The organism is Lactiplantibacillus daoliensis, assembly GCF_005405005.1.
Lineage (GTDB): Bacteria > Bacillota > Bacilli > Lactobacillales > Lactobacillaceae > Lactiplantibacillus > Lactiplantibacillus daoliensis.
Genome location: NZ_BJDH01000010.1, coordinates 59,654 through 72,351, shown reverse-complemented (window position 1 = coordinate 72,351; position 12,698 = coordinate 59,654). Strand labels below are relative to the sequence as shown.

At 44.3% G+C, this 12,698-nt stretch carries 15 protein-coding genes and 1 riboswitch; of the genes, 8 read left to right on the top strand and 7 right to left on the bottom strand.

Features of this window, described 5'->3' with window-relative positions:
* The first annotated feature begins 743 nt into the window (after positions 1-743).
* From FFM64_RS10675 to FFM64_RS10665, 3 genes are all read left to right on the top strand, one after another.
* Positions 744-1,367 (top strand): histidine phosphatase family protein, encoded by a 624-nt coding sequence (locus FFM64_RS10675; protein ID WP_137608012.1) that lies wholly within the window; start codon positions 744-746, stop codon positions 1,365-1,367.
* An 11-nt stretch (positions 1,368-1,378) separates the two neighbouring features.
* Positions 1,379-2,014, top strand: coding sequence for a GyrI-like domain-containing protein (locus FFM64_RS10670; protein ID WP_137608011.1), 636 nt, complete (start codon positions 1,379-1,381; stop codon positions 2,012-2,014).
* A 332-nt stretch (positions 2,015-2,346) separates the two neighbouring features.
* A complete protein-coding gene (locus FFM64_RS10665) occupies positions 2,347-2,568 on the top strand; it encodes a hypothetical protein (RefSeq protein WP_137608010.1) in 222 nt (73 codons plus the stop codon).
* 45 nt (positions 2,569-2,613) lie between these two features.
* Here the strand turns inward: FFM64_RS10665 and FFM64_RS10660 are convergent, their stop codons facing one another.
* Together FFM64_RS10660 and FFM64_RS10655 are read right to left on the bottom strand one after the other, a co-directional pair.
* Positions 2,614-2,964 (bottom strand): iron chaperone, encoded by a 351-nt coding sequence (locus FFM64_RS10660; RefSeq protein WP_137608009.1) that lies wholly within the window; start codon positions 2,962-2,964, stop codon positions 2,614-2,616.
* Between the two features lie 5 nt (positions 2,965-2,969).
* Positions 2,970-3,833 (bottom strand): NFACT RNA binding domain-containing protein, encoded by an 864-nt coding sequence (locus FFM64_RS10655; RefSeq protein ID WP_137608008.1) that lies wholly within the window; start codon positions 3,831-3,833, stop codon positions 2,970-2,972.
* A gap of 109 nt (positions 3,834-3,942) precedes the next feature.
* On the opposite strand from FFM64_RS10655, the gene FFM64_RS10650 reads away from it, so the two are divergent.
* Positions 3,943-5,130 carry an acetate/propionate family kinase gene (locus tag FFM64_RS10650; RefSeq protein ID WP_137608007.1) on the top strand — a complete coding sequence of 396 codons (1,188 nt, stop codon included), beginning with the start codon at positions 3,943-3,945 and terminating at the stop codon, positions 5,128-5,130.
* Between the two features lie 136 nt (positions 5,131-5,266).
* Entirely contained in the window at positions 5,267-5,461 is a 195-nt protein-coding gene (locus FFM64_RS10645; RefSeq protein WP_137608006.1) for a small multidrug resistance protein, read from the top strand.
* Positions 5,462-5,505: 44 nt separating this feature from the next.
* Here FFM64_RS10645 and FFM64_RS10640 read toward each other — a convergent pair whose 3' ends face one another.
* Positions 5,506-5,859, bottom strand: coding sequence for a fluoride efflux transporter FluC (locus FFM64_RS10640; RefSeq protein WP_137608005.1), 354 nt, complete (start codon positions 5,857-5,859; stop codon positions 5,506-5,508).
* Entirely contained in the window at positions 5,853-6,242 is a 390-nt protein-coding gene (locus tag FFM64_RS10635) for a fluoride efflux transporter FluC (protein WP_137608004.1), read from the bottom strand. The genes FFM64_RS10640 and FFM64_RS10635 overlap by 7 nt, the downstream gene beginning before the upstream one ends.
* 314 nt (positions 6,243-6,556) lie before the next feature.
* Between FFM64_RS10635 and FFM64_RS10630 the strand changes: the two genes are divergently transcribed.
* Positions 6,557-8,071 carry an ABC-F family ATP-binding cassette domain-containing protein gene (locus tag FFM64_RS10630; protein ID WP_137608003.1) on the top strand — a complete coding sequence of 505 codons (1,515 nt, stop codon included), beginning with the start codon at positions 6,557-6,559 and terminating at the stop codon, positions 8,069-8,071.
* A 54-nt stretch (positions 8,072-8,125) separates the two neighbouring features.
* Here the strand turns inward: FFM64_RS10630 and FFM64_RS10625 are convergent, their stop codons facing one another.
* From FFM64_RS10625 to FFM64_RS10615, 3 genes are read right to left on the bottom strand one after another with little or no spacing between them, the layout of a single operon-like run.
* Positions 8,126-8,785 carry an energy-coupling factor transporter transmembrane component T family protein gene (locus FFM64_RS10625; RefSeq protein ID WP_137608002.1) on the bottom strand — a complete coding sequence of 220 codons (660 nt, stop codon included), beginning with the start codon at positions 8,783-8,785 and terminating at the stop codon, positions 8,126-8,128.
* Complete coding sequence (locus FFM64_RS10620) at positions 8,782-10,200, bottom strand: ATP-binding cassette domain-containing protein (protein WP_137608001.1); 1,419 nt, start codon at positions 10,198-10,200, stop codon at positions 8,782-8,784. Before FFM64_RS10620 ends, FFM64_RS10625 begins: the two co-directional genes overlap by 4 nt.
* A 15-nt stretch (positions 10,201-10,215) precedes the next feature.
* Positions 10,216-10,794, bottom strand: coding sequence for an ECF transporter S component (locus FFM64_RS10615; protein WP_137608000.1), 579 nt, complete (start codon positions 10,792-10,794; stop codon positions 10,216-10,218).
* A 108-nt stretch (positions 10,795-10,902) separates the two neighbouring features.
* A riboswitch (TPP riboswitch) is annotated at positions 10,903-10,995 on the bottom strand.
* Positions 10,996-11,146: 151 nt separating this feature from the next.
* On the opposite strand from FFM64_RS10615, the gene FFM64_RS10610 reads away from it, so the two are divergent.
* Together FFM64_RS10610 and FFM64_RS10605 are read left to right on the top strand one after the other, a co-directional pair.
* A complete protein-coding gene (locus FFM64_RS10610) occupies positions 11,147-11,620 on the top strand; it encodes a glutathione peroxidase (RefSeq protein ID WP_137607999.1) in 474 nt (157 codons plus the stop codon).
* Between the two features lie 44 nt (positions 11,621-11,664).
* Entirely contained in the window at positions 11,665-12,495 is an 831-nt protein-coding gene (locus FFM64_RS10605; RefSeq protein WP_137607998.1) for an aldo/keto reductase, read from the top strand.
* The last annotated feature ends 203 nt before the right edge of the window (positions 12,496-12,698 follow it).

The window sequence follows — 12,698 nt, the reverse complement described above, 5'->3', positions numbered from 1 at the left end:
TGATCCTCGCCCGGAAGCTTTGCTAAAACCGCAAATCTCCCGGACCGTCCGTGGTGTAAGACCGGCAAAAAGCGTCGGTCTTACACCACCTGCACGTCCGATGCTATCGGCAGCGACCTCCAGCTAATTCTGTAAATCAGTTAATTACGCTAGCGGAGTCAGTCGAAATCGGTGTGCAGTGTCGGCAAGATTAGTCGGCGTTCTCGGCTGACTAATCTCGCGGGGTAATTCAAAGACGTGTTTTGTCGGCTTTGAATTGAGGTGTCAAACCGTACCTTGGCTGGCGCCGTCCACCACAGCACACCGGTTTTGACTGACGGAGCGCTAAATTTAGGTGAGTCTACTTTAGACGTAATGGTTACTGGTACTGCGACATTTGTGATATTTTTGAGTCTTTCAACCTGTAGTTTAAGCACAAAAAAAGTCCTGATGGTTATGATAACCACGAGGACTGTTGATTTCAGTAGTAGTAAGCCCTCGTCATCGAATGTTGATAGACATCCATGAGGGCTTGAATTCACACGAAATTAGGCCGACACAGATGTTTGTGTTGACCAGGAGGAGACGATTAAGTTAGCATAACGATTAATAAACATACTGACCACTCCTAAAATTTCATTGCCTTAAATTTACCAAGTTGGTAAACTTTTGTCAAGATGAAAAATTAGAGATAACCGTTCTAGTATTAGAAAACAAACAATTATTTTCATGAAAAACTAATTTTATGTAAAGGCGTGATTTAAATGACAACTTTTTACATTGTCCGACACGGACAGACGACTGCAAATGCGCAAAATTTGAAACAGGGGACTATTAACACGGCCATTACGCATTTGAATGCGGTCGGTGAACAGCAAGCGCAGACATTGCATGCGGCGTTTGACATCAGTTTCGCAGACCGTTTGTTTTGTAGCCCGTTAGCCCGGACCCAAGAAACGGCCGCAATTTTGAACCATGGCCGTGATCTACCCATCAAAACGGATGCGCGGTTACTGGAAATTTCATATGGCCAGTGGGATGGGCAAAAAAATGATCAATTAAAGGCCACTTATCCGCAATATTTTGATCAGGCGTTGCAGGATGTTTTGCCAACGTATGTGAAAGTCGCGACTCAAGGAGAAACCTTTGAAGAGGTTATTGACCGTGCAAATGACTTTTTGAAGACGACTGCTGATCAGTTCCCCACTGAGAAAATCATTGTGGTGACGCATGGCTTTACAGTTAAGGCAATGGCGTTAGCGGTATTACAACCAAAAGATCCAATGAGCTTTCCAGAACCAGAAAATACGAGTGTCACGAAAATCGCGGTTGAGCCAAAGTTAAACCGGTCTTATTTAACTTATTACAATCGACAAGTTGGCTACTAGGAGGTTTGATAATGACTAAATATGAATGGCGTAAGGCCGATAAAGCATTGTATCTGCCAAAAGCGGTACCGACACCAATTCAGATTCCCGCGATGAATTACTACACGATTACTGGGCATGGCGACCCTAATGAGGCGGATTTTGGGGCGCGAACAGGTGCCTTGTATCAGGCTGCTTATGGGATTCGCATGAGTCCTAAAAGTGACGTGATACCAGCCGGCTATTATGAATATACTGTTTTCCCCTTGGAAGGACTGTGGACGTTGGATCCAGCTGACGTCCGAGCAGACGGGCATTTTGACAAGGCGGACCTCAACTACAAAATTATGTTGCGACAACCAGATTTTGTCACACCGACCATAGCCGCAGAAAATTTGGCTCGGGTGCAGGCCAAAAAGCCCAATCCGTTATTGGCAGAGGTTCAATTTGAAAAGTTAACGGATGGCAATTGTTTGCAAATCTTACACATTGGGTCGTATGACGATGAACCGGCGACGTTTCAGCAATTAGCGGACTATGCTGCCGAACATCAATGGGAGCGCCGAACGTTAGCTCACAAAGAAATTTACCTGTCTGATCCGCGGCGGACAGTGGCTACTAAGCGCAAGACCGTCTTGCGCTGGTTAATGATGCCACTAAAGGCTTAACGAATCAGTTATTTGGTCCTACAATGGACTAGGTTGACTTGGGTCACCCTAGTCTGTTGCTCTCGGACCCGAGTTCTAAGTACAAGTAGCAGCAACAGCAGACATCACATATCTGTAAACTCCTAAGTGAAGGCAATCCTGACAAATGCGAGGACTGCCTTTTTTATTTTTCGGTTAATTATCAAATATCAGTCATTGATGGTTCAGTTTTTAAGGATGCTGGCTGACGATTTTAGTGGTTTGATCAGTAATCAAAATGTAATCTAAAACATCGAACACACGTTCTAAAAGTGTGCTATGATTAAGCTACTATTTTCGATGAGGTGATCTGAATGGAACAGCTGAAGACGTTAGAAGCGTCATTATTACAAGCTTATGAATTAAATTGCGTGGTACGGTTGACCTTGGAAGATGGGCAACGACCCAGTGGCTTGATTGCAGCCGTGACTGCTGGGAAACTCTTATTAAATCAACGGGCTGGCGTGGTGACGCAACTTAACATCAGTGATGTGACTGAAATTACCTTTTTGAAAGAACCATGGTGGCAGCGTTAAAAAAACAGGTTATTTGCCAATAAGTGACAAATAATCTGTTTTTGGTTACAACTGATATTTAGTGATAATTTCTTGTTTGCGAAATTCAGTGATGCGCCGAACGAGGTCAAGTGGTAATGGGGCAGTGAGGGGCAACTGAATCGCTCCCTTACTTGTCTTGTAGTCGGTCAATTCGGCAGCAAAGGCGGTGACGCCACTTGGTGTTGGGTACAAACCAATGTGCTGCTTAAACAATGCAAAATGCATCACATTTTCGTGCCAGTAAAATGTCGGCATCTGGTATTTTAACTGTTCCTCAGCGTCAGGTAGAACCGTTAGAATCGTGGTTCTGAGGGCGTTTAGTTTGGCGTGCATTTCAGCTGGTGTCGTCGCAATATAACTTTCAACAGGGGTCATTTTGATCATTCCTCAACACGTAATTGTTTGACTAAATCGGCATCTGGCCGAACGGTAATCGTCGACGCTTTTCCAGAAAAAGTTACTAGGCCGGATTTAGCGCCCTTGGGTTTGCGTAATTGGCTCACTTTTAAGACGTCCACGGGAACTCGTGGGTATTTGCGACCTTTGCTGTAATAGGCGGTCAAAACCGCGGCTTCCTCGAGTGTTTGTTGACTGGGATGATTACTGTGGATTACGACGTGTGATCCAGCAAGTTCACTGACATGCATCCAGTAGTAATCTTTCCGCGCGGTCAGGGTTAAATGGTCATTTTGATCACTATTTTTGCCCACTTCGACTAAAACGTGGTCAGTGGTATAGAAACGCCGTGGATGAGCGGGCTCGGGTGCCTTAGATGAATGTAGAACTTTGGTCTTTAAGGCCCCTTCGGCAATCAGCTGTTGCTTAATCGCTGCTACTTGATCAGGTGATTCAGGGTCGAAGCCGGCTTGACGAGCTAATTGTTGTTTTAAGTCGGCTTCGGCTTGGTTGCGATTGCTAGTCACTGTTTGCAGCCCACGTTTGTCCTTGCGGTATTGATGAAAATAAGCCTCTGCATTGGCCATAATTGATTTAGTAATATCGAGTTGAATCGTTAAGGTTTGATCGGGGTCACGATAATCGGGGAGTTCAACAAAGTGATGATGTCCCTCAATCTGACTCGCATAAGTTTTTAATAACGTGCCCTTAACTTGTAAGTCCGTGGCATCGTCGACACGATCAATAGCGCGTGTGAGTGCCTCAATTTGTTTATTGGTACGAAAGATTTGACGAGCCATCGCATCTTGAACGACGGCGGCGTCGGTTAATTCGGCTTGGGTTGACATAGTTGGCCGTCCTTTTTTAAAATTAAGTTTGGTTTTAGTATACCGCAGACAAAATAATTCAGCAGTTTTCATGAAAATTCGGTATTCTAGTAGAGGGAGCGTGATAACGATGCAAAAAACATTAATTATTAATGCTGGTAGTTCGTCATTAAAGTGGCAATTATTTGAAATGCCAGCGGAAACAGTCTTAGCCAGTGGACTCGTTGAACGAATTAGTATGCCAGGTTCCATTTTTACAATCAAATATGGTGATCATCAAAAATTTGAAACAACAGTGGATAACTTAGACCAAGGTCGGGCGGCTAAGATGATGCTCACTGAGCTGCAACGCTTGGAAGTGATTCAGTCGTTAAGTGAAATTACCGCCGTTGCCCATCGTGTGGTAGCTGGTGGTGAAACGTTTAAACATGCAGTTGAAGTCACGCCAACGGTTTTAGACGAGATCAAAGGGCTCAGCAACTTTGCGCCGTTGCACAATCCAATGGAAGCTAAAGGGATTGAAACAATGGCACAGACGTTACCAGGCGTGAAACAATATGCCGTTTTCGACAGTCAATTTTTCACTGACTTACCAGAAATGAATGCCATTTATAGCTTGCCTTATGAGCTGACTCAAAAGTATCATATTCGGCGCTATGGTGAACATGGGATTTCCCACGGGTATTTGACTGGTCGGGCGGCAGAATTACTGCACAAATCTAAAAATGAGCTTGATTTAGTTACGCTCCATTTAGGAAGCGGGGCGTCCTTGGCTGCAGTTAAAAACGGTAAGGCTTTTGATACCTCGATGGGCTTCACGCCGTTAACCGGCGTCACGATGGGCACACGTTCTGGTGATTTAGACCCATCAATTTTGCCATTCTTGATGAAAGAGCTTAAAATCAGTGATCCGAATGAAATCATGATGATGCTTAACAATGAGTCTGGACTATTAGGTGTTTCTGGTATTTCACCAGATATGCGCGAAATCAAAGCACAAGAGCACACGAACCCCCGGGCAAAATTAGCGATTGATATTTTTGTTAATCGCATTGCCAAGTATGCCGGGAGCTATTTGACCGAATTACACGGCGCGGATGCGGTTATTTTTGCCGGCGGTATTGGTGAACATAATGTTGAGTTGCGACAACAAATTATTGATGAACTACAAGTCTTCAATATTAAATTAGACACTGACTTGAATGCAGCTGGTAATGAAGGGATTATTAGCAGTTCAGATTCAGCCGTCAAAGTTTTGTTGATTCCAACTAACGAGGAACTCGCAATGGTGCGCCAAGTGGCCGCCTTACAGGAGTAATTAAACTTTTTTAAAACTCAGTCGAGTTGCTAGTGTTGACTTGATTGCCATGCTAAACTAATGGACAAGAACAGTGATGTTCAACCAGCGGTCGCGACGACCGTAAGGAGGGAAGCGCCAAATTAGGCGCGGATAAATGATCGGTTTATTGATTGCTTTGGTGATTGGATTCTGGTTGCTAAAAGTTGTCTTTAAAGTTGGTTTTTGGCTACTGGGTGTGATTGCCGTGGTCGTAATTGGGCTATTTTTAATTCGAGTTGTTTTATGGCTGGGGTTAGCGGTTGCCGCAATCGGTGGTCTGGCACTCTTAGCAATACCATTTCACAGTTAATTATAAAAATAAAGGATTGAGCAATCTTGCTCAGTCCTTTTTCATTACAATAAGGTTCCTAACCAAACCATGGTTAGACCGCCAATTAAGCTTAGTCCAAAATACCAGCTGGCGGTGGTAAAATGACGACTTTGAATGAGTAAGACAATTTCATTAATCATCGTTGAAAAAGTGGTGAGACCACCCATGATGCCGGTCCCCAGAAATAGTTGCCACAAGGTCGGAATTGGACTCGTCATGACCCAACCGAGTAGCCCCGCACCGATGAGGTTAATGCCGAGGGTTGCCAAGGGTAATTTGAGTCGTGGATTCAGTGGCTTCGTCAGCTGCATAATTGCATAGCGGGAAACCGCGCCCAATGCTGATCCTAAGCTAACGACGGTTATCGTGATTAGCATGGTTCATCCCTCACTAGTAAGCAGTGATTACTTAGTAAATTACCGGCAATCCCGGCAATTAAACCGAGGCCCAAGCTGGCACCAACATAAGCTAAGACTAAAACGCTATGCCCTTGCTGCATGAGTTGTAGCGTTTCAAATGTAAAAGTTGAAAAGGTTGTGAAACTACCAATCAAGCCCACACTCATACCGGTGACAAGTGCCTCAGAAATGGGAAGCTTGGCCGGCAGCAGCGTGGTCACGAGGCTTAATAAAAAGGCCCCACTCACATTGATGATGACGGTAATCCAAAAATGTTGTGGCCAGCTGATCAAGAGGTTAAGCCATTCACGAAAGCCACCACCAATCATGGCAAAAATAATAATCGCAAAAACTTTTTTCAACATCTGTCATCCTTTCAGTAAGTAAGGCTAGTTTACAGAAAAAGATCGGTGAGGACAACTAGCCGTGAGTTGCAAAAACAATTAAACCATGATAACCTATGAATCAACTTATGAAAACACGGAGGATTTCAGCCAATGCGCAACTAATTAATTCTAGCAATTAAACAGTCAAACTAAATTATCAGGGGTGGACTGTCTTTTTCGGGATTAATTAGTTGTGCTGGCTGGAATTCGAATGCCAGCGGTCTCTACGTAAAAAGGGAACGCTTTTTTTGTGCGACGATTTAATCCTTGAACCTAAGGAGGAATTTTGAATGTCTGAAATAAAATTATCAAAAATTGAAAAATTAATTAATGGTCGCCCACTATTTACGATTGAGCAACTGATGGCGACTAGTGGCGATCACATCGGGATTGTCGGTCGTAATGGGGCTGGTAAGTCAACATTAGCGCACCTCTTAACTGGTGTTGATAAAGATTATACTGGTCAGCTGCTAGTAGATGCGCCAGTGACGCATGTTGCCCAAATTGCGCCCACCCAAGATCGTAGTGGGGGACAAGCAATGATGGCGCGTGTTCGGCAAGCGTTGAGTGAACGGCCTGAAATTCTAATATTAGATGAGCCGTCATCAAACTTGGATGAGCCACATCAAGCTTGGTTGGTTAAAAAATTACGTCAGTATCATGGCCTATTATTGTTGATCTCCCATGATCGCCAATTATTAAATGCGGTCACGACGCAAACTTGGGCCGTCAGTCACCAAGAATTTAAGGCTTATCCAGGAAACTACGCGGCCTATTTGGCACAAAAAAATCAAGCCATTGCCACCCAGCAAGCGGCCTATGTACGCCAGAATCGGCATGAACGTGATTTAAAACAAGCGATGCAAGCACGCAAGGAAAAAGCGCAACGAATTCGTAAGGGTAATCGACGAATGACTGCTGGTGAACGGGCTAATTCGAGATCATTACGAGAAGCGACGGCCGCGAAGATGGATCGTAGTGCGAAGAACTTGATGACACGGGCTTCACGTGAAGCAACGGTGACTAAGCCGTTTACACAAGTTGGCTTCAAATTAGTTGCCACGGACTTTCCAGCTTTTACTGGTAAAACAGTAGTTTACGCCAGTGATTTAACGCTGCGTGAACATAATGAAACGTTATTGAGACAAACGAGTTTTCAAATTAAACCCGGTGAACGAGTTGCGTTAGTTGGCCCCAATGGTTGTGGAAAAACCACGTTGTTAAAAGCTATTTTAAATGGGTGTCAGGGGTTATCGGTATCGGCAGCAGCTAAAATTGGTGTTTTCCAGCAGGACATGACTGCGTTAGATGGTCATTTGACAGTTTGGCAAACCGTGCGTGCGGCGAGTCAGCTACCAGATCAAACAATTCGGAATATCATGGGTGCGTTGGGGTTACCAGCACGCTTTTACGATCAGACGGTGGTCGGCTTGAGCGGTGGTGAATTAGTTAAACTGCAACTAGTCAGTATTCTAGTTGGAGCGTATAACGTGTTGATGCTTGATGAACCAACCAATTATTTAGATGTGGATGCCTTAGACGCCCTAGCAGACTATTTACAAAATTATCCTGGTACTGTCATTTTCGTTTCTCATGATGAAGTCTTTCGCCAGCAAGTTACGACGCGAACATTGGCTTTTAAAGCGCAGCGGTTAGTCGATCCTGATCAAGTGGCAATCAAGGCCAGTGCACCCTCAGACTTACCCTTATTACAATTTAAATATGATCAGTTAATGGCGGATCCAATGTCATCTACGGCTGAAATTCAAGATTTACGAGCACAAATTGAAGCGGCTAAACGGTAGATGGCTGGTGGCTAAAAAAAGACGCGGCCCAACTTCAAATGGGCGACGTCTTTTTTAATGCCATGGTAGGAGAAAAGCGCCAACTTGCATCAAAATAATGCTAACTGTGAAAATTGCCCAGTCTTGCCAAACTAATGGGCAGTGACGAAAGTGAGTCCGGGGCGCATCTTCAACAAACCCATGTGAAACCATGGCCTGAGCTAAATTTTGGGACCAATTGATGGATACGAGCACGGCCTTAAAATAGAGCTTGGGCGACCAGAATGAAAGTTGCTGACCCCGCATTAGGCCCGCAGCCCGAATAATCTTAACTTCGTGCTGAATTTTTGGCACCAAGTTATAGGCGGCGAGCACGCCATAAGCAAACTTGGCCGGTAAATGCCAATTCTGTTCCAGTGAGTCGGCGAGCTGCAAAATATTGGTAGTCAAGGTAAACGTGGCACCGGTAAAAACGAAAGTATAGATACGGCTAAATAGGACCCACGCCATCAATGTTTTGTTGCCACTTCCATTAATATACTGGGTACTCCAAAGACCAATCGCTGGTAGTAAAGGGACAATCAATAGCCAACCGATGGTCCGTAGTTTGGTGTGGTGAATGAGTAAGTAAGCAATCGCCAGCACAATTAAGGCCACGTTCAAACTAATAATAGTCGTGAACGAGATTTCTAACGCAATGATAAAAAGCAATAAGAGCTTAATACTGGGATTCATTCGATCGCCTCCCGGTAAGTGAGCTGTTGATGATCAAAACGTAAGTGGTAGTCGATCAGCGGTGTCAAGCCAGTTAGTTGATGACTAATGATAATCAAAGTTTGTTTTGTGACAGCAATGGTCGACTTTAATAATGACACGAGGGCGCGTACTGATTTTAAATCCAGTCCCTTAAGCGGTTCATCCATCAGTAAGACCGGAGACTGCATAATTAGCATGAGTAAAATTTGGAGCTTTTTCTTTTGGCCTTCGCTCAAGGTGTAAATGACTTGGTCCTCATGCCCGGTCAAGTTTAATTGTGTCATGGCTAAGGCGATGCGGGTACTAGTGAAGTAGTTACCATAGGCGTATTTTTTGCTTTGAGCTAATTCTTCCGCAACGGTAATGTTTAAGAATTGCGTCTCGGCATCTTGAAATAATAAAGCAACTTGGCGGGCATAGCGCTTTCGACGTAGTGTTTTAATGTCGTTATTTAAATAGGTAATCTGCCCGTCGTAAGTTGTTAAGCGGACGAGGCTCTCAAATAAGGTCGATTTACCACTGCCATTAGGGCCAGTAATCAAGGTGTTGTGGTGTTGTAATAGCATTAAGTCAGTCGTTCTTAAGAGCTCGTGCTGACCTTGTTTGAGACCAAGCTGGTTGAACCGAAACAAGGGTGTTTGTGGTTCGGTTGGTAATGGCCAAAGCTGATCAGAGTGATTAGTCTTGGCAAAGGCAGCAAACAGGTTCGGCCAATCGGCAGTTGGCATGGTGGTCAACTGCCGGTCTGCGGTGATACGGACAACTTGGTCGACAATTGTCGCGTAATCGGTTAGGTCGTGATCGGCTAAAATAATTGTCTTGCCAGCGTCATCACGCAACTGAACAAGTCGTTTTAACAAACTAGTGCGTGCAGCTGGGTCAACGCTCGCGAAGGGCTCATCTAATAAGATGACATCACTGTCCATGGCAACGATGACGGCTAAAGCCACCTTTTGCTTTTCACCACCGGATAGTTGATTGAGCTCACGTGAACGCAAGTTACTAATCTCAACAAAAGCTAAAGCAGTCGTGATTTTTTCGGCTATTTTATCAGGTTGAACGCGTCGGTTTTCTAAAGCGAAAATAAGCTCATTTTCCACCGTATCCATCGCGAATTGTTGATTGGGATTTTGAAACATTAAAGCCACTTGACCTGCACGCATCGTCGGGTCAATTTGGGACAGGGGCTGACCATCGTAACTAATTGTGCCTTGATCACTAGGTAAGTTTAAGAGCCCAGTCATCAATTTTAACAATGTAGATTTACCTGTGCCAGAAGGCCCGGTTAGTAGCGTAAATTGATGCGCTTTGAATGTGAGCTGAACGTGATTCAGGGTTGGCGCTTGCGCCTCAGGATAGGTATAGGTTAAATTTTTCAGCGCAATGTTCGCCATGTTGCTCCCTCGTTTCTAATTGTTAGTGTGCGTTGATTTTAAAACGTGACTGCGGTCCAACATATCCGTGATTAAGCGGGTTAAAACGCCACCGAATAGGAACATTGAACAGAATCGGACGACGAAATATAAGATCAGTAGCCATAACTGCAATTTGAAGTAACCATTCCGAGCTAAGTCCCAGCCAAAGGTGACGAGCGTTGTTGTTAGCACTGAAGCCGTTAAACCAAGCCAGTCATAGTGTTTATAACGCGTAACGATATAGCCTAATTCAGCCCCAAAACCTTGAGTCACACCAGAGATCAAGGTTGAAATTCCCCATTGACCGCCGAAAAACATTTCAACCGTCGCGGCTAGTAATTCGCCCAAAGTGGCTGAACCTTTGAGGCGTAACACATAACCGGCCAGCATTCCGGGCATACACCACAAGCCTAACAAGAGCTCGTTAGCGAGTCCGGATAATCCAACTGGTGCCAATGCTGCGGTTAAAACGTCGTAAACATAGTTCGTTCCCATAAAGATGGCACCGAAAAAGATACCAATTAATGCGATTAAGATAATGTCACTTAGTCGCCATGCTTTTGCCCATTTCATTCGATAAAACCTCCCAAAATTGTTATCATTCATGCCACCGTGAAAAAAAAAACGGTCATCACTAGTTTTGACAACTAAGTGATGACCGGCTAAAGTCCGTATTGATGGTTCCCCAGATAAGCATTGCTCCCTTGCGCTGGCATTATCCAGATCAGGTTCAATGGGTATTATCTCAGCCGAATGGCACCCCAGTTGCTATGAATGATTGTCCTTAGTGTAACCGAATTCAAGCAGCAACGCAATTAATATTTTTGTCACTGAGCAAAGTTCATTAGAAAGTCACGATTTTGTGCTTTACTATAAGTTAGTAAGACTCGCAGATTAATTGACCAACGAGTTGGAGGCTAATTAGATGACAACAATTTATGATTTTAAAGAAACTGAAATGAGCGGTGAAGAAATTGCCCTTGAAACCTATCGTGGACAAGTCTTATTGATTGTGAATACCGCCAGTAATTGTGGCCTAGCCCCTCAGTTTAAGGGCCTAGAAGCCCTATATCAAAAATATCAATCGGAAGGGCTAGTCGTTTTAGGGCTACCGTCCAATCAATTTCATCAAGAAAAAGCGGATGATGAAACGACTCACGATTATTGTCAGCGTCATTATGGGGTTACTTTTCCAATGACAAAGCGGGTGATGGTCAATGGTGATGAAGCCGATCCGTTATTTAGTTATTTAAAGCAGGAGGCTGGCCATGGTCGGATCAAGTGGAACTTCACTAAGTTCTTGATTGGTCGGGATGGACAAGTTTTGGAACGCTTTGCGCCAACGACACGACCGCTCACATTTGAAACGGCGATTCGTGATGCCCTTGCTGATCGGTGATCACGCTATGAAATTAGTATTATCATTTGAGGAGGCTGCTTGGTTTGGAAACCTATACATTACGTGATGGTTTGACTTTACCTAAGGTTGGATTTGGAACTTATAACTTAAATGGTGCTCATGGTGTCAACGTCATTGATTCTGCGATTGACCGCGGTTATCGATTGTTAGATACGGCTTTTAACTATGAAAATGAAGGTGCGGTTGGTGAAGCAGTTCGGCGGTCATCCGTGCCGCGGTCGGAGTTACTGATTTCATCGAAGTTACCCGGACGTCATCATGACTATCACGCGGCCATCAACACGATTCAAGAGTCACTATATCGGGCTGGATTGGACTATTATGATCTTTATTTGATTCATTGGCCGAATCCGAAAGAAGATCACTATGTCGAAGCCTGGCAGGCGTTGATTGATGCGCAAAAATTTGGTCTGGTACGTTCGATCGGTGTTTCAAATTTTCTACCGGCGCATTTAGATCGTTTGGCAAAAGAGACCGGCGTGCAGCCAGTGATTAACCAGATTGAACTACATCCTTATTTCAATCAACAAGCGCAGCGCGAGTATGACGCAGCCCATGGTATTTTGACCCAAGATTGGAGTCCGCTTGGCCGGGCCGTTGAATTATTGCAAAATCCAACGTTGAAGCAAATTGCAGCCGAATATGGTAAAAATGTTGGTCAATTGATTTTACGTTGGGAGTTACAGCTAGGCACGCTGCCGATTCCAAAGTCTTCAACACCAAAGCGGCAGGCCGGTAATCTCGACTTGTTTGATTTTGAGATTTCAGCTGCGGATATGGCAACCATTAATGGGCTGAGCTCGGCGGATGGACGCTTGAATAATCAAGATCCAGCGGTTTATCAAGAATTTTAGTGAAAAGTTAATCGGTTTTTAGAAATAGAAAAGCCCTAAGGTTAGGCAAAAATTGCCAAATCTTAGGGCTTTGTTGTCGTTTGATTTGTTTGAAAAATAAGGGTTAGTTCATGCCCAAAAAGACCGGATCAAGGCTTGTCACAAGGCAAAAAAACTGGGTAGCGAGTTTCCAATCGTGTAACGGAAACTGACTATCCAGTGAT

Coding starts and splice junctions, on each gene's coding strand:
- FFM64_RS10670 (WP_137608011.1), top strand. CDS start 1,379: ATGACTAAATATGAATGGCGTAAGGCCGATAAAGCATTGTATCTGCCA.
- FFM64_RS10650 (WP_137608007.1), top strand. CDS start 3,943: ATGCAAAAAACATTAATTATTAATGCTGGTAGTTCGTCATTAAAGTGG.
- FFM64_RS10675 (WP_137608012.1), top strand. CDS start 744: ATGACAACTTTTTACATTGTCCGACACGGACAGACGACTGCAAATGCG.
- FFM64_RS10630 (WP_137608003.1), top strand. CDS start 6,557: ATGTCTGAAATAAAATTATCAAAAATTGAAAAATTAATTAATGGTCGC.
- FFM64_RS10615 (WP_137608000.1), bottom strand. CDS start 10,794: ATGAAATGGGCAAAAGCATGGCGACTAAGTGACATTATCTTAATCGCA.
- FFM64_RS10610 (WP_137607999.1), top strand. CDS start 11,147: ATGACAACAATTTATGATTTTAAAGAAACTGAAATGAGCGGTGAAGAA.
- FFM64_RS10645 (WP_137608006.1), top strand. CDS start 5,267: ATGATCGGTTTATTGATTGCTTTGGTGATTGGATTCTGGTTGCTAAAA.
- FFM64_RS10625 (WP_137608002.1), bottom strand. CDS start 8,785: ATGAATCCCAGTATTAAGCTCTTATTGCTTTTTATCATTGCGTTAGAA.
- FFM64_RS10665 (WP_137608010.1), top strand. CDS start 2,347: ATGGAACAGCTGAAGACGTTAGAAGCGTCATTATTACAAGCTTATGAA.
- FFM64_RS10660 (WP_137608009.1), bottom strand. CDS start 2,964: ATGACCCCTGTTGAAAGTTATATTGCGACGACACCAGCTGAAATGCAC.
- FFM64_RS10640 (WP_137608005.1), bottom strand. CDS start 5,859: ATGCTAATCACGATAACCGTCGTTAGCTTAGGATCAGCATTGGGCGCG.
- FFM64_RS10620 (WP_137608001.1), bottom strand. CDS start 10,200: ATGGCGAACATTGCGCTGAAAAATTTAACCTATACCTATCCTGAGGCG.
- FFM64_RS10655 (WP_137608008.1), bottom strand. CDS start 3,833: ATGTCAACCCAAGCCGAATTAACCGACGCCGCCGTCGTTCAAGATGCG.